At 55.4% G+C, this 15,860-nt stretch carries 13 protein-coding genes; 6 read left to right on the top strand and 7 right to left on the bottom strand.

Features of this window, described 5'->3' with window-relative positions; all coding sequences use genetic code 11:
* Nucleotides 1-19 precede the first annotated feature (19 nt).
* On the top strand, nucleotides 20-673 hold the full coding sequence (locus tag MWU61_RS13040) for a hypothetical protein (protein WP_247128820.1): 654 nt from the start codon (nucleotides 20-22) through the stop codon (nucleotides 671-673).
* Here the strand turns inward: MWU61_RS13040 and MWU61_RS13035 are convergent, their stop codons facing one another.
* From MWU61_RS13035 to MWU61_RS13025, 3 genes are all read right to left on the bottom strand, one after another.
* Nucleotides 674-1,324 carry a DUF1194 domain-containing protein gene (locus tag MWU61_RS13035; RefSeq protein WP_247128819.1) on the bottom strand — a complete coding sequence of 217 codons (651 nt, stop codon included), beginning with the start codon at nucleotides 1,322-1,324 and terminating at the stop codon, nucleotides 674-676.
* Between the two features lie 44 nt (nucleotides 1,325-1,368).
* On the bottom strand, nucleotides 1,369-3,990 hold the full coding sequence (locus MWU61_RS13030; RefSeq protein ID WP_247128818.1) for a peroxidase family protein: 2,622 nt from the start codon (nucleotides 3,988-3,990) through the stop codon (nucleotides 1,369-1,371).
* A 144-nt stretch (nucleotides 3,991-4,134) separates the two neighbouring features.
* On the bottom strand, nucleotides 4,135-4,704 hold the full coding sequence (locus MWU61_RS13025; protein WP_247128817.1) for a DUF882 domain-containing protein: 570 nt from the start codon (nucleotides 4,702-4,704) through the stop codon (nucleotides 4,135-4,137).
* A 328-nt stretch (nucleotides 4,705-5,032) separates the two neighbouring features.
* Between MWU61_RS13025 and MWU61_RS13020 the strand changes: the two genes are divergently transcribed.
* The 4 genes from MWU61_RS13020 to MWU61_RS13005 are packed head-to-tail and all read left to right on the top strand — an operon-like array spanning nucleotide 5,033 to nucleotide 9,271.
* Complete coding sequence (locus MWU61_RS13020) at nucleotides 5,033-6,649, top strand: L,D-transpeptidase family protein (RefSeq protein WP_247128816.1); 1,617 nt, start codon at nucleotides 5,033-5,035, stop codon at nucleotides 6,647-6,649.
* Between the two features lie 43 nt (nucleotides 6,650-6,692).
* Nucleotides 6,693-7,775: a UDP-3-O-(3-hydroxymyristoyl)glucosamine N-acyltransferase gene (locus tag MWU61_RS13015; RefSeq protein ID WP_247128815.1), complete on the top strand. Its 1,083-nt coding sequence runs from the start codon at nucleotides 6,693-6,695 to the stop codon at nucleotides 7,773-7,775.
* A 26-nt stretch (nucleotides 7,776-7,801) separates the two neighbouring features.
* On the top strand, nucleotides 7,802-8,059 hold the full coding sequence (locus tag MWU61_RS13010) for an acyl carrier protein (RefSeq protein ID WP_247128814.1): 258 nt from the start codon (nucleotides 7,802-7,804) through the stop codon (nucleotides 8,057-8,059).
* Between the two features lie 3 nt (nucleotides 8,060-8,062).
* Nucleotides 8,063-9,271, top strand: coding sequence for a beta-ketoacyl-[acyl-carrier-protein] synthase family protein (locus MWU61_RS13005; protein ID WP_247128813.1), 1,209 nt, complete (start codon nucleotides 8,063-8,065; stop codon nucleotides 9,269-9,271).
* A 54-nt stretch (nucleotides 9,272-9,325) separates the two neighbouring features.
* Here MWU61_RS13005 and MWU61_RS13000 read toward each other — a convergent pair whose 3' ends face one another.
* Complete coding sequence (locus tag MWU61_RS13000; RefSeq protein ID WP_247128812.1) at nucleotides 9,326-9,964, bottom strand: invasion associated locus B family protein; 639 nt, start codon at nucleotides 9,962-9,964, stop codon at nucleotides 9,326-9,328.
* A gap of 417 nt (nucleotides 9,965-10,381) precedes the next feature.
* Here MWU61_RS13000 and MWU61_RS12995 point away from each other — a divergent pair, with 417 nt between their 5' ends.
* Nucleotides 10,382-11,923, top strand: a complete 1,542-nt coding sequence (locus MWU61_RS12995) for a helicase HerA-like domain-containing protein (RefSeq protein ID WP_247128811.1) — start codon at nucleotides 10,382-10,384, stop codon at nucleotides 11,921-11,923.
* A 68-nt stretch (nucleotides 11,924-11,991) separates the two neighbouring features.
* On the opposite strand, the gene MWU61_RS12990 is transcribed toward MWU61_RS12995, so the two are convergent.
* Genes MWU61_RS12990 through MWU61_RS12980 form a run of 3 tightly spaced genes read right to left on the bottom strand, consistent with a single transcriptional unit; the run spans nucleotide 11,992 to nucleotide 15,859 of the window.
* Nucleotides 11,992-13,293 (bottom strand): HlyC/CorC family transporter, encoded by a 1,302-nt coding sequence (locus MWU61_RS12990; protein WP_247128810.1) that lies wholly within the window; start codon nucleotides 13,291-13,293, stop codon nucleotides 11,992-11,994.
* Nucleotides 13,294-13,346: 53 nt separating this feature from the next.
* On the bottom strand, nucleotides 13,347-14,306 hold the full coding sequence (locus tag MWU61_RS12985) for a site-specific tyrosine recombinase XerD (RefSeq protein ID WP_247128809.1): 960 nt from the start codon (nucleotides 14,304-14,306) through the stop codon (nucleotides 13,347-13,349).
* The gene (locus MWU61_RS12980) at nucleotides 14,303-15,859 is read right to left on the bottom strand and encodes a hypothetical protein (RefSeq protein ID WP_247128808.1); all 1,557 of its coding nucleotides are present in this window, start codon (nucleotides 15,857-15,859) and stop codon (nucleotides 14,303-14,305) included. The genes MWU61_RS12985 and MWU61_RS12980 overlap by 4 nt, the downstream gene beginning before the upstream one ends.
* Nucleotide 15,860 lies beyond the last annotated feature (1 nt).

The raw sequence follows: 15,860 nt of genomic DNA, 5'->3' as shown, positions 1-15,860 counted from the left end.
CGCGTGGGGGAATGAGTAGATGAAACTAGGCGAAGCCATTGGAATGGTTGCTGTTGGCGCGATTGCGACGTTCGGTGTGACACAATTTCTGTTCACGGATGCAGCACCTGAAGAGGCAACTGGAATCGGTGCAAATGTACCCGTTGTTGACTTAGCACCTACAGACATTGCTACGACAGACAATGCGGCGGCGGAAACGCAGACCCCTTTGGCCGATGACGTTCAGGTTTCACGTATGGCGTCGAACCTCGACACTTTTGCTATTCTTGAACAGGTCATCAGTTCGCATCAGAACGAAGATGCCGCAGCTGGTGAAGATGTCGTCAAACTGACGCCTGAGCAGGAACAAGTCATTGAAATGTTCCGCGCAACCGCACGACGCCAGAACGAAAACAAAGGGTCTGCTGGTGATGGTAGCCTTGTGTTGAATAATATGGCCGTCGTTGGGTTGAACGTCCGCTATTATTACACCGTCATGTTGCCACACTCTGCGCTGGAGCCGGAGCAAGTGATCGAACGCCAGCAGTCAAAAGTGATCGGCGCTGTTTGTGGTTCGCCGGAAATCAAAATCTTGATGGAGGATTACGGTTTTGATTACACCTATTCATATCTGTCCGAGGATCGCCGCTTGATAGGCACGATTGATGCAGACCTCGAAACCTGCACAGGCTGATTAACCTAGCACTTGGCTGAGTTCCCTGATGATCTTGCGTCTTATGGCGTCGGGGTATTCGCGGTGCGTGCGCGCCGTAATCACAAACCCATCGCGGGTGATAATATGCCTTTGGAAAAAGGTTGTGATGGCGACGCCCATCGATTCAATCGCGATCCCATTGATCGTGATCCCGCGGCGTTGGGCAAATTGCCGTGCTGTACCGCTATCCGATCCGGCATTTGGGGTCCCATCGCCAGAGATATCAACGACTTGCCGCTTACAGTCCGGCGCGCTGCGAAACAGGTCGACGGCGTAGTATATCGCCTCTGCCGGTGCTGTGTCGGACAACACAAACGCGCGGGTCATCAAACGGGCGTCGGCGGACAAGCGTTCCGCATCAAATTTCGTTCGTATTTGACGCCATGGGATGCTGAGTTCTTGGCGTTCCGCCCCTGACCATTGCATCACGGCGATTGCAACGTCTCCCGCGACCATTGCGTCAACGATTTCTGGGTCTAGTAGAGCATCGGCCATACCATCGACCTGCAAACGGTATTCGGCAACATCGACGGAATTTGACACATCAATCGACAGAACAAGGGCTGTATCGCAAGCCAAGCAGGGCGATGCAAAACCAAGACATGCAGCGATCAGACGAAGGGATTTCATCCCAACAGCCTGCGCGGGGTCGCTGCAATTTGCAACCTTCCGCTTTAGGCAGTGATCATGCGAGCTTCGTGGCGTTTGATCTGAAGGCGGGCAGAGGGGCCGTAACTGATCGGGCTCATCGCGACCTTCGGGAAGAGGCGGAACAATTCTGCTCGCGTCGCCGCAGACAGGGCATCAAGCGCCATCGCACCCGGATGGAAGCTTTCGGACCACGCGCCGTCGGCACAGATCACTTCGTGCCGGTCAAACGCAAGATGCACGTATGTGACCGTGTCGCGATGGACCTGCCGGATCGTTGTGTCGTTGATCAGATGCTTGGCAGGCGCCAATGCTTCTTGTGCGCCGCTGACCAGTTCACACCGCCACCCGGATAAGAGCATCCTGTGTTGCGGTGACACTTCAAAGGCGGCGTGCAGGCCAAGCGCATTTACGGCAAAGCGGATTGGCGCGAGATCACCCAGAGCAGCAACAGTTGTCGTCCCAATCCAACGGATCGGCTGCGCGCCGTGATCGCGCGTGATGACCAGATCCCCAGTGTGCAGCGCCTCAATCGGGATTTCGCCGCGTGGTGTCAGGATCAGTGCGCCAGTCGTGAAACAGGCAACCGTTTCAATGTTTTGGAAGGCAATACTGTCACCGGTTTCATTGCCGTCAACATCCAGATAGACCACTGTTCCGTTGACTGCGTTCGGATCATCATTCTGATAATCGACGCGGAAGCGGCTGCCTTTGATTGTCAGTGTGTCGTCGCCGGAACCACCGCTTATTTTGTCGACATCGGCGCCTGCTTCGACAGTGATCGTATCACTGCCGCTGCCAAGAAAGACCTCGGGTGAGGAGGTGTTTTCACCAAGGCTGACAGTATCATCACCGGCACCTGCACGAACCCGCGCGACATCTGCAAAGTCATCAAGCGTGATTTCATCGTTGCCGCTGCCGCCGGAGACGTCACCTAGGACTTCGCCATCGCCGCCGATATACAAAGCGTCGTCACCGCTTCCAGTACGCACATCACCGGTGATCGTGCCGCTGGTCTGGGTGAAGGTGTCGTTGCCGCTGCCGTGCTGCACATTGCCGTCAACGATTGTGCCGCCGCGTACCGTGATTTCGTCATCGCCAGCGCCGCCTTGCACAGTGCCATCAATGCGCTGCGATACGAGATCGAAATCGTCGTCGAACCACGTTGTGTCCGGTGCGGCCGTATCAACTAAATCCATGGGTGCGGCCAAGAACGGATCGCCCTGCAGCGCATCAACGCCCGTTGTGCGCATCAGGATATCGTTCAACCCGCTTTGTTGTACCTCGGCGATGATGTCTTCGCCAATCGCCGGATCAAGCTGACCAAATTCCGGATCAGCGTCACGGATGCGGCTGAACTGGTCCGCGACGATAAACGTAAACGTCGGGCCCAGTTGCGTGTCACCGATCGAGTCTTCGGCCAATCCGCCAACCCACACATCAACGTCATGGACCGTATCGTAAACCTCGGCCAAGGCGGCTTGTTGGTCTGGGTCGGATGTGATGATCGAAAAGTCGTAAGGATCGAGCGTGTCCGGATCAATATCACCGAGCAAAGCGGCACGGGTGTCCACGTAACTTTGCAGGCCATGATCTTGGCCGCGCAACAGGTTCAATGCCACAAGGCTGAACCCTGAAAGACCATCGGGCGACGATAAGAAAAAGTTCAGGTCATCCACAACTTTAGTGTCGAATTCTTGCGCGTTGCTGGTCAGCTGGCCGCGCAGGATCGCATCCAGATCGCCGTCTTTCAGTGGATCGGCGTTGAAGAACGCGTCCATAATGGCCAGATCACCATCTTCGGTATCGGTGCCATCGGCGTTGATGCGGGGCAGGGTGCTGGACACCATCGTGTGGCCAAACCGGAATGCAGCCGTGGAAAACTCGACAGAGATTTCGCCGACGGCATCCGGATCATGACCGTCGTAATCACCGGCGGCCTCACCGATCAGATGTGGTAGCCATTGTTCGTAAGTGATTGACTGCAATTCATAAGTAACGATCTGGCGTGCTGCATCGAACAACTGATTATCCGTCCAATCGGGATGTTGTTCTGCCAACCGTTCGGCCCAATAGTTATGTTCGCGCGCCATAACCGTGTGCATCGACGCAAGTGCCGGATTTTCGTTGGCCCGAATGTCGCCCGATAGAAAGACCGGATCGTCCGAATGAATATCACCCGCCATGAAACTATCAGGATCAGCCAGCGGCATAAGCTCATCATCGGATGCGGGATCGTCCGACATCCGGAGTTTCCCGCCCGCGAAGCTACGCAGATCCGCGGTACGTTCTTCGGTTGATCCATAGATTTGGCTGCCGTCGATCTGCCACGAAATGGCATTCGTCGGCACGCGTGCACCATCTTCGCCGATCTCATAGACGGACCGCGCGAGAGGGGCGACAAGTCCTTCGGCCGTCAAAACCTCTGCGTGGCTTTCTAGCGATAGCGTAATGTCGTGGTCCAGAAACTGACCCCACGCCACAAACATATTGCTTAGCCCCGCCGCATTTGGCGTTTCACCGTCTTGGTCAAACAGATTAGCCGAAATCGCGACCGGATCGGTGCCGCCGACAACTTCGCCGACGCCGTCAGCATAGTTTGCTTCGGTCAAACGGATTTGTGGCTTTGGATCGTGGGTAAAGGGCATGGAACCGGTCACACTTGTCAACGTGTCCCATAGGTTTCACGATTCTGTGTTGTGACAAAGGGCTATGTGGCAGAAAAAAGGCCTGATTATATGGCGTTAACCAGATAATCAGGCCGATTTTATTGGATTGTTTCTAGTGCGGGATCAACCGCCCCAAGACCGGACAGGACCACAATCCATATGCACGAAATTAGAGCCGGAATACCGACCAACACCACCGGCAGCACATGACCGTGCGGCACGCGCCATCTGCGCGGTAGAGCGGCTTTCCAAGCGCAGATCAGCGGCCTGACCTTGGATGTGCAGTGAATTGCGTGCCACGCCCGAAGACCGGCTGCGCAGCATCGCGTTTGTTTCAGGTGACCGGTAGCCAGACAACAACATGTACGGTTCGTTTGCATCCAAAAGACGCAAAGACGCGGCCATGATATCGATGTTGCGGATATCGATATTGATCGTTTTGTTGTTACGCCAGTCGCGCATAAACGTGTTGATTTCAGCCAGCGCTTCACCAACGTATTGGCCCTCGATCCAATAGATCGTGTCCATGCGTTCGCCGGTACGCCCGGAATACATCCGCAAGCGGCGTACGTCGCCGCCACCGCGCAAGAATCCTGCTGCATTTGAATAGGTTGGTGCCGCTGCTACAGCTGTTGCTGCGAACGCGCGAAGCACGCCGCGTCGGGTCATGCCCGATGTCGAAGTATTTGTCATATCTATGCGCCTGTCCCGTCGCTCGATCTGATGTCGGCTTTTCGCCGACGGTGCACTGTTCCCCCAGATGCACGGGCAACTTCTCACAAACCTGTCAGTCAACCAAGTGCTTTGTGTTGAAATGGCCATAATTGATCCAAAATAGGCGAATTTCGGCCAGTTGAACGGATCAAACATTGGTCGTGTCATTTTGATCACGTCTAGTGCCGTCAGGCATACGGATGTTTTCAACGTGATTAGACACCTACAACATATTGTGCGTACACAGTTGGATAACGCTGCCCGCGGCAATAATTTCGGGCAAAAGACGAGTATTCTAGGGGGAATAATGGGTCGGTTTATCGATTTCGCTGGCGCGCGGTTGCGTCGTTTTGGATGTGTTGTAAGCGTTGTCGCACTGGCCGGAACTGCCATTCCTGCAAGCGTTCAGGCACAAGTTACTGCTTTTCGCCAAGCCGTTGCTGAAACTGCGGCGCGTGATGATGATGTGGCCGCGTTTTACCGGTCTCGAAATTTCGAAGGGATTTGGAGTGGCGATTCGGCGATGGGGCACCGCAATGCGTTGTTGTCCGCGCTTGAAAATGCAGGTCACCATGGCTTGCCTACGAACCGGTATGATGTCGCGTCACTAATTGCACAAATGCAATCTGCACGGACACCAGCAGAGCTGGGCGAGATCGAAGTGCTGTTGACCAAGACCTTCTTGCAATACGCCCGCGACGTCCAATCGGGTGTATTGCGCCCAAAGTCGGTTGATCCGATGATTGTACGCGAAGTTACCTATACACCGCGTGTTGATCTTCTGACTGAATTCCGCAGTAGCAATCCGACGACTTTCCTTCGGTCGTTGCCGCCAAGCACACCAGAATACACGCGATTGGTTGCTGCAAAATTGCGTTTGGAAACCCAACAAGCGACGGGCGGTTGGGGTCCTGTTGTGAATGCTGAAAAGCTGGAAGCAGGGGCCACTGGCGCAGAAGTCATCGCCTTGCGGAACCGTTTGGTTGCGATGGGGTATTTGGAGCGGTCTGTCACCGCAACATATGACGCGCAGATCACCGAAGCTGTTCGTGCATTCCAGCGCGGGCATGGTTTGCAAGAAGATGGCACAGCAGGTCCGTCTACAATCGCAGAAATGAACCGCCCGATTAGCGAACGACTTCAGTCGATTGTGGTCGCGATGGAGCGCGAACGCTGGTTCAGCCAGGACAAAGGCGATCGCCATGTTTGGGTGAACCTGACTGATTTCTCTGCGAAGGTCGTTGATTTTGGCCAAGTTACGTTTTCGACCCGTTCCGTAATCGGGGCCGTCGATCCGGATCGCGAAACGCCCGAATTTTCCGACATCATGGAATATATGGTGATCAACCCGAGCTGGTACGTCCCACGCTCTATCGTCACAAAAGAATACCTACCGCAGATGCAGCGTAACCGTGGCGCCGCTGGTCATTTGTTGATTACGGACCGCAATGGTCGGACGGTGAACCGCGCTAATATCGACTTCAACCGTTACAACGCGCGTAACTTCCCATTCTCAATGCGCCAGCCTCCCTCGAGCCGGAATGCCCTTGGTTTGGTGAAATTCATGTTCCCGAACCAATACAACATCTATTTGCATGACACGCCTGCCAAAAGCCTGTTTGGTCGCGAAGTACGGGCTTACAGCCACGGCTGTATTCGTCTGAATGACCCGTTTGATTTCGCCTATGCATTGCTGGCGAAACAGTCTGATAACCCCGAAGAATTGTTCCAGTCGCGCTTGCGGACGGGCAATGAATCGCGCGTGACGTTGGATGAAGCTGTTCCTGTGCATTTGGTGTACCGGACCGCGTTCACGACGAATACGGGCGACGTGGAATTCCGCCGCGACATCTACGGGCGTGATCGGAAGATCTGGAATGCGCTGACCCGCGAAGGGGTGGTTGTTCCCGGCGTTCAGGGCTAAGTCTGTCGCACGACCTTCAAGCTGGGTCAAAGGGCAGGGATAGATGACACAAACGATTGCAACGATCGCACAGGCGCTTGGTGCTCAGGTTCTGGGTGACGGGACTGTGGCCGTTCAAGGTCTGTCAGAGCCTGCGTCAGCAGGGCCGGATGATCTGGCTCTTGCGATGTCTCCGCGCTATGGCGATGCGCTGAAAACAAGTGATGCCGTTGCTGCAATCCTCTGGGCGGATGCCGATTGGCAAGCGCTTGGTCTGAAAGCCGCGATTGTTGTGCCACGTCCGCGTCTCGCGATGTCAGTCCTGACCCAGATGATGGACAAGCCGTTGACCGGGCAGGGTATTCATTCGTCTGCAATCATCGATCCATCGGCCACTATCGCGGAAGGCGTTTCTATCGGACCGTTCTGTGTGGTTGGTGCAGATGCAGTCATTGGGGCTGATACAACGATTGCTGAACATGTCAGCATCGGGGCTGGTGCAATGGTTGGCGCACGCGGGGAAATACATGCGGGCGTGCGGATCGGGCGAAATGTGCGGATCGGAGATCGGGCCATTTTGCACCCCAATGTTGTGATCGGTGCGGATGGATTTTCATTCGTCACCGCGACACCTTCTATTGCTGAAATCGGACGACGGACACTGGGCAAGACGGCTTTTGAAGCATCAGATGACGCCATCCAACATCGTATCCATTCACTTGGCTCAGTTGTCTTGGGTGATCATGTCGAAGTTGGTGCAAACGCGACCATTGATGCGGGCACCATTCGTCCGACGCAAGTTGGACGCGGCACGAAGATCGATAACCTTGTGCAAGTTGGGCACAATGTCATTGTCGGCGAAGATTGCCTTTTGTGCGCGCAAACGGCTGTGGCTGGGTCTGCTGTGATCGGAGATCGGTCAATCTTAGGGGGAAAGTCTGGTGTCGCTGATAACATTTCTATTGGATCCGATTGCCTGCTTGGTGGCGCCGCGATTGTGCTGGGCAATACACCTCGTGGCAGCTTTATGATGGGCTGTCCGGCCAAGCCGATGCTGACGTTCCGTGCTGAACAACGGGCGCTGCGTGATGCGGCCCAAAACGGGGCCCGTCGTAATCTTGTTTCCAAACCAAGTGATGATACATAAGCGCAAAGTCAGAACGAGGTCGGTCCGTGAATACCCAAGACAAAGTCATCGCTATTATCGCCGAACAAGCTTTGATGGACCCGTCCGATATCAAACTGACTGATACGCCGGAATTGCTTGGGATCGATAGTATGGGGCTGGTTGAAACCATCTTCGGTATCGAAGAAGCTTTTGATATCGCCGTTCCATTTAACGCGAACGAACCATCGGAAAGCGATTTTGACATCTCGAATGTCGCGGCCATCATCAAGGCGGTTGACCGTCTTGTGAAAGAGCAGGCCTAACCTATGCGCCGTGTGGTGATCACGGGTGCTGGCACGATCAACCCATTGGGTCATGATGTGGCGTCTACATTGGACGCAATGCGCGAAGGACGCTGCGGTATTGGTCCACTGGATATCCGTGACGTTGATCGGTTGCAGATCAAGATTGCAGCACAGGTGCGTGGCTATGATCAAGCGGACCATTTTGATCGCCAGAAACTGACGCTTTACGATCGTTTTACCCAATTTGCGCTTTTGGCCGCAGATCAAGCGATTGCGCAGTCTGGCATGAACTTTGATGGCGAACTGTCTGATAAGTCAGGTGTTATTCTCGGCACGTCCGGCGGTGGATTGAATACCCAAGACGACAATTATCGCGCCGTTTATGAGGACGGTAAAAACCGTGTCCATCCGTTTATCGTGCCACGTCTAATGAACAACGCGGCTGTGTCCCATGTGGCCATGACCCATAATCTGCGCGGTCCAAGCTTTACCGTTGCGACCGCATGCGCGTCATCCAATCACGCAATGGGACAGGCGTTTAACATGGTCCGGTCCGGGATGGCTCCGGTCATGGTTACGGGCGGATCCGAGGCGATGCTGTGCTTTGGCGGGATCAAAGCATGGGAAGGTTTGCGGGTCATGTCAAAAGACGGCTGCCGCCCGTTTTCAGCCAATCGTAACGGCATGGTCCAAGGCGAAGGGGCGGCTGTGTTTGTGTTTGAGGATATGGAACACGCTCAGGCCCGCGGTGCTGACATTCTGTGTGAAGTCGTGGGTTTCGCCATGTCTTCCGACGCATCTGATATCGTGGTGCCGTCACCGGATGGGGCTGCGCGTGCGATTGCCGGTGCGGTACGGGATGCGCAGGTCGATGTGGACGCCGTTGGGTACATTAATGCCCACGGGACTGGCACGACCGTGAATGACAAAACGGAATGTGCCGCGATCAGGGATGTGTTCGGCACGCATGCGGACAACCTGATGATATCATCCACGAAATCGATGCATGGTCATCTGATCGGCGGTACGGGTGCGGTTGAACTTTTGTCCTGCATCATGGCCGTGAAGGACGGTGTCATCGCACCGACGATTGGATTTGAGACGCCTGATCCGGCGTGTGATTTGGATGTCGTGCCGAATGAAGCGCGGGGAGCAAAAGTTGATGTCGCTTTGTCCAATGCATTTGCATTTGGTGGCCTGAACGCAGTTATTGCTGTGAAAACTGCATAATAAAGGGCGCCGCAGATTTCTCTGGGCGCCCATCTATCAACCGTACATCGTGTGTTATTCAGACAAGCCGTCGTAGCCTGCCGTGAAGCCGCTCAACGAAACGTTCAGCTCAACCGCTTCGTCAGGTGCCGCTGCTGGGACCATTACGATGGTCGCCGCGTTGCCGCGTTTGAATTGTGAGACTTCTTCTGCTGTGAAACCCACGCGGGCCACGCAGCCTGCGGTGTTACAGAATGTGAACGGGTAACGGCGTGCCGCCCCGCCATCGACTGACAAGGTCAGCTGTTGTGTCAGAAGCGTTTCAAGTGGTGCCACGATTGTTGCGCCAGCTGCTGCACGACCGGAACCTTCCAGCGGGAAGATGCTGATTTCAGCGACAGAATTGCCAGACGAGTCATTCAACAGCTGATAAAGCTGGCAAGGATCGGCGTTGCCGGGTTCGGATTTCAGACAACGGTAGACCCAATCACCAGATTCCCCACGCACGTAAGGTTGGCCAACTGCAAGATCATCAACAGTTGGTTCTGCTGCGTCATCAAGCAACGTACCCAATGACAGGCCGTCAGCAGGATCAGCGTCAACCGCTGGTGCGGCTTCTTCGGAGGTGGTGGCGTCGTCAGTCGCAGTCTCTTGTGCAAATGCAGGTGTCGCCAACATCAAGGCGACCAAAAACGGTGTAGCGGTCTTCAACATGAATATCAGTCCATTGGTTTTAGTTGACTCGGATTAGCACGGCAAAACACGGGTGTCAGGGGCAAAACCGCCCAAAGCGGCAAAGGTCTGCTTATATCCACCTGCGCAACTAACATGGGTCAAGAAAAAAGGGCCCCTGCAGCGCAAGGACCCTTCTTCTATGTCTCCCTGTCGGACTTTGCCGACTTATTACGCGAACGCTACGGAATGACGCACAGATCGTCAACTGGATAGTTCGAAAAATTGAGTAAAACGGGGGATTAAGCCGAAAAAAGCCGTGCCCGAAGGCACGGCAAGTCTGACAGGGAGTCAAGCGCTGCGCATCTGGGAGGGGGAGTTGATGGCCGCGCTACATTAGACCTAGCGCAAACTAGTTAAGAATGTATTTTGTCTCAGCACAAAAGGAGTACTCAGCGGATGTCTGACAGAATTTTTATTGGTGGCGGTGGTCAAGACTACGCTGAAGCGCAATCCTTGTTGCTTGATAAGTCAAACCGTCATGGTCTGATTGCGGGTGCCACGGGCACCGGCAAAACCGTGACGCTTCAGATTTTGGCTGAAGGGTTTGCTGCTAATGGCGTGCCGGTGTTTTTGTCGGACGTGAAGGGTGATCTGTCGGGCCTTGCGGCGTCGGGCAGCGCTGACTTCAAATTGCACGATGCGTTTATGAAACGGGCCGCGACGATCGGCCTTGATCTGCAATACGATAAGTTTCCGGTCACGTTCTGGGATTTGTTTGGCAAACAAGGCCACCCGATCCGCGCGACAGTCGCCGAAATGGGGCCGTTGCTGTTGTCCCGATTGATGGAACTGACGGACGTACAAGAAGGTGTGATGAACGTCGCCTTCCGCGTCGCCGATGAGGAAGGTCTGCCGTTGCTCGACCTAAAAGACCTGCAAGCGTTGCTAGTCTGGGTCGGACAAAACGCGTCTGATCTGTCATTGCGCTACGGCAACGTTTCAACATCATCTGTCGGTGCGATCCAACGACAGTTGCTTGTGTTGGAAAACCAAGGTGGGTCTGCATTGTTTGGCGAACCCGCGCTTGATTTGCACGATCTGATGCGCACCGATACGGACGGGCGCGGTATGATCAACATCCTCGCGGCAGACCAGTTGATGGCCAGCCCGCGGCTTTACGCGACATTCCTGCTGTGGCTGCTGTCCGAATTGTTCGAAGTCATGCCGGAGGTCGGCAACCCCGATAAGCCCAAGCTCGTGTTTTTCTTCGACGAAGCCCATTTGCTGTTCGACGACGCGCCCAAAGCGCTGGTTGATAAGGTCGAACAAGTCGCCCGCCTGATCCGGTCAAAAGGCGTGGGCATCTATTTCATCACGCAGAATCCTGCCGACGTGCCTGACGATGTGCTGTCACAGCTGGGCAACCGTGTGCAGCACGCCCTACGTGCCTTCACAGCGAAAGATCGCAAAGAGCTGAAATTGGCCGCACAAACCTATCGCGACAATCCGGCATTCGATACCGCAGAGGCGATCCAGGAAGTCGGAACAGGCGAAGCGGTCACATCGATGCTCGATCCAAAGGGTATCCCTATGATCGTGGAACGGACGCTGATCCGCCCGCCGTCTTCGCAATTGGGGCCGTTGTCCGCGACCGAACGCAAGGCGGTGATGAACGCGTCACCAATGGCGGGCAAGTACGACACAACCATCGACCGCAACTCTGCGCATGAAATGCTGACCAAACGCGCGGCAGATGCAGCAGCCGAAGCGGAAAAGGCGGAAGCTGAAGAAGAGCGTCTGGAAGAAAAAGAACGCGAATTCAAAGCGGCACGGCGTTATTCGGGCAATGGCACCAAGGGGCGTTCAACCTCAAAACGGTCCACCAAAGACAACAGCTTCGGCGGAGCATTGGCATCGGTCGTGGCAAAAGAACTCAAAGGCACCACAGGTCGCCGGTTGGTGCGTGGTATTCTGGGCAGCCTGTTCAAAGGACGCTGATCCTTCGGTCCCTTTGGCCAAAAATTTCCGCCGGAGGCACCATCTAGGCGCCGCCGGCGGATAAGTCATTAAAGTGGCCGGATCTTCAGCTCGGCGATCCGGTTTTCTTCTTTACTCACGACTTCAAACCGGAAGCCGTGGAAACTGAATACCTGACCTTCAATCGGGATCATCTGTGCTTCGTGAATGACCAGACCGGCCACTGTGTTTGCTTCTTCGTCGGGCATGTTCCAGTCGTGGGCACGGTTCAGGTCGCGGATCGTCATACTGCCGTCGACAAGATAGGTGCCGTCGGCACATTTTTCGATCTGGTGGTCTTCGTCTTCGTCGAATTCATCGGCAATCTCGCCGACGATTTCTTCCAAGATGTCTTCCAGCGTGATCAATCCCTGCAAACCGCCGTATTCGTCCACAACGAGCGCAAAGTGCGCTTTACGCAGCAAGAACTGGCGCATCTGATCGTCGAGCGTTGTGGTTTCAGGCACAAAATAAGGGTCCATTGCGACCGACATGATGTCGAAGGATTGCAATGCTTTTTCCGTGTTTTCGTCACTGGTCAGCAAATTATATAGCGCCCGCGACAGGTCTTTGGCGTGGATCACACCGACGATATTCTCGGGATCGTCACGGTATATCGGGTGGCGCGTGTTTTTGGACTGTAGGATTTGCGCCAGGATTTCTTGGGCGGGAAGGGCGGCATCAACCATTTCGATGTTTGAACGGTGCAGCATGATTTCTTCAACCGCGCGTTCGTTCAGGTCAAGCGCGCCCAAAATCCGGTCGCGGTCTTCCTTTTCGACGAACCCTTCTGAATGGCCAAGTTGCAAGGCACCTGCAATTTCTTCGCGAACCGCAAGGATGTGGCTGTCTGGGTCTGTTTGCACACCGAACAGGCGCAAGATTGCGCGGACAAGTACACGCACCATCGCAACGATGGGTGAAAAGATCAGCACCACAAATGCAATCGGGCGCGCCACGCGGGATGCGACCAGTTCGGGGTTCGTGATCGCGTAGGTTTTGGGCAGTACCTCGGCGAAGATCAGCACCAGTAAGGTCATGATCAGGGTCGCTGCCGCTACGCCGTTTTGGCCAAAGACTTTGGTCAGCACGGCGGTCGCAAGCGATGTCGCCAGAATGTTCACGACGTTGTTGCCCAGCAGAACCGACCCGATCAGCCGTTCGCTGTCGTCTGTCAGTTCCAACGCGGTTTCAGCACCCTTCGATCCACGATCCGCAGCAGAGCGTAATTTGCCCCGAGATGCGGCGGTAAGAGCAGTTTCGGACCCAGAGAAAAAGCCTGACATGGCAAGCAAAACTAAAATAGCGGCCGCAGTAATCCAAAACGCGGCGTCAAATGTCGAGGGGTCCATTGCTCTCTTTCAATAATAGGGTGGTGGGAAAGTAAGGGTTACAGGTCTGACGATCAAGACGCATCGTCATCCTTCGTTGTTTTGGCCTTTGACAGCGGGTGATGTTCCATCACCAGTGCCGTCAGCCGTTCGTCAACTACATGCGTGTAAATTTCCGTGGTGGCCACATCCGCGTGGCCTAGCATCGTCTGGATCGCCCGCAGATCCGCGCCACCGGCCAACAGATGCGTGGCAAAGGCATGGCGCAGCGTGTGAGGTGTCACTTTGTCGGGCGAAACTCCCGCCGTGACTGCAAATTCCTTGATCATGCCAAAGAAGCGATGTCGCGTCAGATGACCGGCCTTGGACCGTGACGGGAACAGAAATTTCGATGACGGTTTGCCAAGTGCGCGTGCCGCGTCGTCGGCTTTATCCCATGCGACCAGCCATTCTGCCATTGCCGCTTTAGCGGGCGGGGACAGGGGGACCATACGTTCTTTGCCGCCTTTGCCGCGGACCAGCAGCATCGCAGGATCGCCGCGTGCGGACGTCACCGGCAGCGTCACCAGTTCAGTCACCCGCATGCCCGTGGCATAAAGCAGCTGCATCAGGCAGGCGTTGCGCTTGCCTTCCTTCTTATGGGCCGCAGCGGCCGAGATCAGCGCGTCAACTTCTTCAATCGATAACGTTTTCGGCAGTGATTTCTTCTTGCCGGGGCCTTTGATCTGGATGGCGGGATTGTCCGCGCGCCAGCTTTCCTCAAAGGCAAACCGGTACAATTGCTTGATTGCAGACAGGCGGCGTGCGCGCGTCGATGCGGATAGCCCTTGGGTATCACATTCGATCAAATAACCTTCAACGTCGTCTTGGGTCGCGGTTGCAAAGTGTTTGCCAAGCGGTGTCAGCCACCCGGCAAAATCCTTGAGGTCATTAGCATAGGCCAGTTGTGTGTTTGTCGCGGCATCAAGTTCGGCGGCCTGCGCTTCTAGAAACGCCTGCACCCAGTGCATCATCGGGCGATCAGCGGGGGTCATGTTGGCCGCTCTAATAACAACAATTGCAGGCCTGCACGGCGAGCAACGTCTTCGAGACCCACGGATCGCAGAAACGATAGCGCTTCGGTCAAGGTCTGGTAATCGCCCGACATGCCCACATCAACCAAGGCGATAGATCGCAGGATCGCTTCGCCCAATTGGCCGTTATCAACCATGTCTTTCAACGCATCAGGGGCGCTGACTTCGCCAAATGCATCCGCAATGGCGCGGCGTAGCGGGTCGTTTGCTTCAACGCCCTGAGGAACGCCGCGCGCAAGTGCCACAAGGAACGCGTCGCCGTCGCTGCGGGCAATGGCTGTTGCTTCATACGATGACGACAACAGGCCGACGGCTGCGGCTACTTCTGCGGCTTGTCCTTCGAGGGGCACGTCGACCAGATTGGGTCCGTAGTTTTGTGCAAAGGCGATTTCCGTCTTTACGAATTTCATCGCGTCCCAAGCAGCAGGCAAGGTCGCGGCAATCGCGTCTGGATCGTTATCCCGGATGGCTGTGTCGAAATCCTGTATCGCATCCGCACGGTCCCACACCCCGCCAGAGGCCGACGGCCGCCGCGACGTATACAGCGCGAACAAGACATTGCCCGCGATGGCACCATGGCGAGCGAGGCGTTCGGCGGCTTCCAGTTGGCTTTTCCAACCGACCTGATTGCGCAGGTCTGCATGGGCAAAGGCACGGGGCAGACGGTTTGTCGTCATCCGTTCGCCAATTGCTTCATAAAGGCGAAACACCAGTGGACTGATCCGTTCGGGCGTGCCAAGTGGCGGCTCACCTTCGTAAAGTTCAGGATCAAGAAAGCGCGACAGCAGTGCTTCTTCATCTTCCGAAATATCGCCCAACACGCGATGCGTATTCAAAGACAAAGCGGCCGCATTCCAGTCGCCGCCACGGGCAAGGCAGAAAATGCGGGCGGCATAGGTTGGGGCCACGTCAATGCGGGCCTGCAAGGTGCGGCAGGCCATGTCTTCTGATCCAGTAAGCAGGGCCACATCAAACCAGCGGCGGAAAAGATCGGGCGTCTCGGCACCAGCCTGTTCCAATAGGGCTTGGGCAGGTTCAATCGCGCCGATATCCAGCAGCTTATCAACACGGGCTTGGAACAAACCGCCTGCAGCCGACGCGCCTAATGGCGGATCAGCCTCAGCCATCAATAGGGTTTTCAGCAAATCCTGCATCGCAGGCAAGCCATCGGTTTGCTGGGCTTGGAGCAATGCAATCAGCGTTGCTTCTTCACTCGCGGACCAAAGCGTTGCAGGCAAACCGGTCAGATCGGATGACAACAGGCCAATCGGATCAGGTGACGGTCCATCAAGCGGGGTCGTTGTAACGGATGGTGTCCCAGCGCCTGATGCAACAGGTGCTTCATCACGCACTGCAGGCGCCGTTGGTAGGCGGCGTGTCGGGATCTTTGCGGGTTCAACGCTTTGGGATAGCCAATCAATGGCTGACAAGGGTTCAGCCGATTGCGCGTGAACCTGAGGTCCTAATGTGGCGGCAAACGTGCCAAAAACAAATGTAAGAACAACAGGTTTCATA

It is taken from the genome of Loktanella sp. F6476L (genome assembly GCF_023015725.1).
Lineage (GTDB): Bacteria > Pseudomonadota > Alphaproteobacteria > Rhodobacterales > Rhodobacteraceae > Yoonia.
Note: the sequence above shows the minus strand (reverse complement) of the source record. Positions and strands in the feature narration are given on the sequence as shown.

Coding starts and splice junctions, on each gene's coding strand:
- MWU61_RS13040 (WP_247128820.1), top strand. CDS start 20: ATGAAACTAGGCGAAGCCATTGGAATGGTTGCTGTTGGCGCGATTGCG.
- MWU61_RS13035 (WP_247128819.1), bottom strand. CDS start 1,324: ATGAAATCCCTTCGTCTGATCGCTGCATGTCTTGGTTTTGCATCGCCC.
- MWU61_RS13030 (WP_247128818.1), bottom strand. CDS start 3,990: ATGCCCTTTACCCACGATCCAAAGCCACAAATCCGTTTGACCGAAGCA.
- MWU61_RS13025 (WP_247128817.1), bottom strand. CDS start 4,704: ATGACAAATACTTCGACATCGGGCATGACCCGACGCGGCGTGCTTCGC.
- MWU61_RS13020 (WP_247128816.1), top strand. CDS start 5,033: ATGGGTCGGTTTATCGATTTCGCTGGCGCGCGGTTGCGTCGTTTTGGA.
- MWU61_RS13015 (WP_247128815.1), top strand. CDS start 6,693: ATGACACAAACGATTGCAACGATCGCACAGGCGCTTGGTGCTCAGGTT.
- MWU61_RS13005 (WP_247128813.1), top strand. CDS start 8,063: ATGCGCCGTGTGGTGATCACGGGTGCTGGCACGATCAACCCATTGGGT.
- MWU61_RS13000 (WP_247128812.1), bottom strand. CDS start 9,964: ATGTTGAAGACCGCTACACCGTTTTTGGTCGCCTTGATGTTGGCGACA.
- MWU61_RS12995 (WP_247128811.1), top strand. CDS start 10,382: ATGTCTGACAGAATTTTTATTGGTGGCGGTGGTCAAGACTACGCTGAA.
- MWU61_RS12990 (WP_247128810.1), bottom strand. CDS start 13,293: ATGGACCCCTCGACATTTGACGCCGCGTTTTGGATTACTGCGGCCGCT.
- MWU61_RS12985 (WP_247128809.1), bottom strand. CDS start 14,306: ATGACCCCCGCTGATCGCCCGATGATGCACTGGGTGCAGGCGTTTCTA.
- MWU61_RS12980 (WP_247128808.1), bottom strand. CDS start 15,859: ATGAAACCTGTTGTTCTTACATTTGTTTTTGGCACGTTTGCCGCCACA.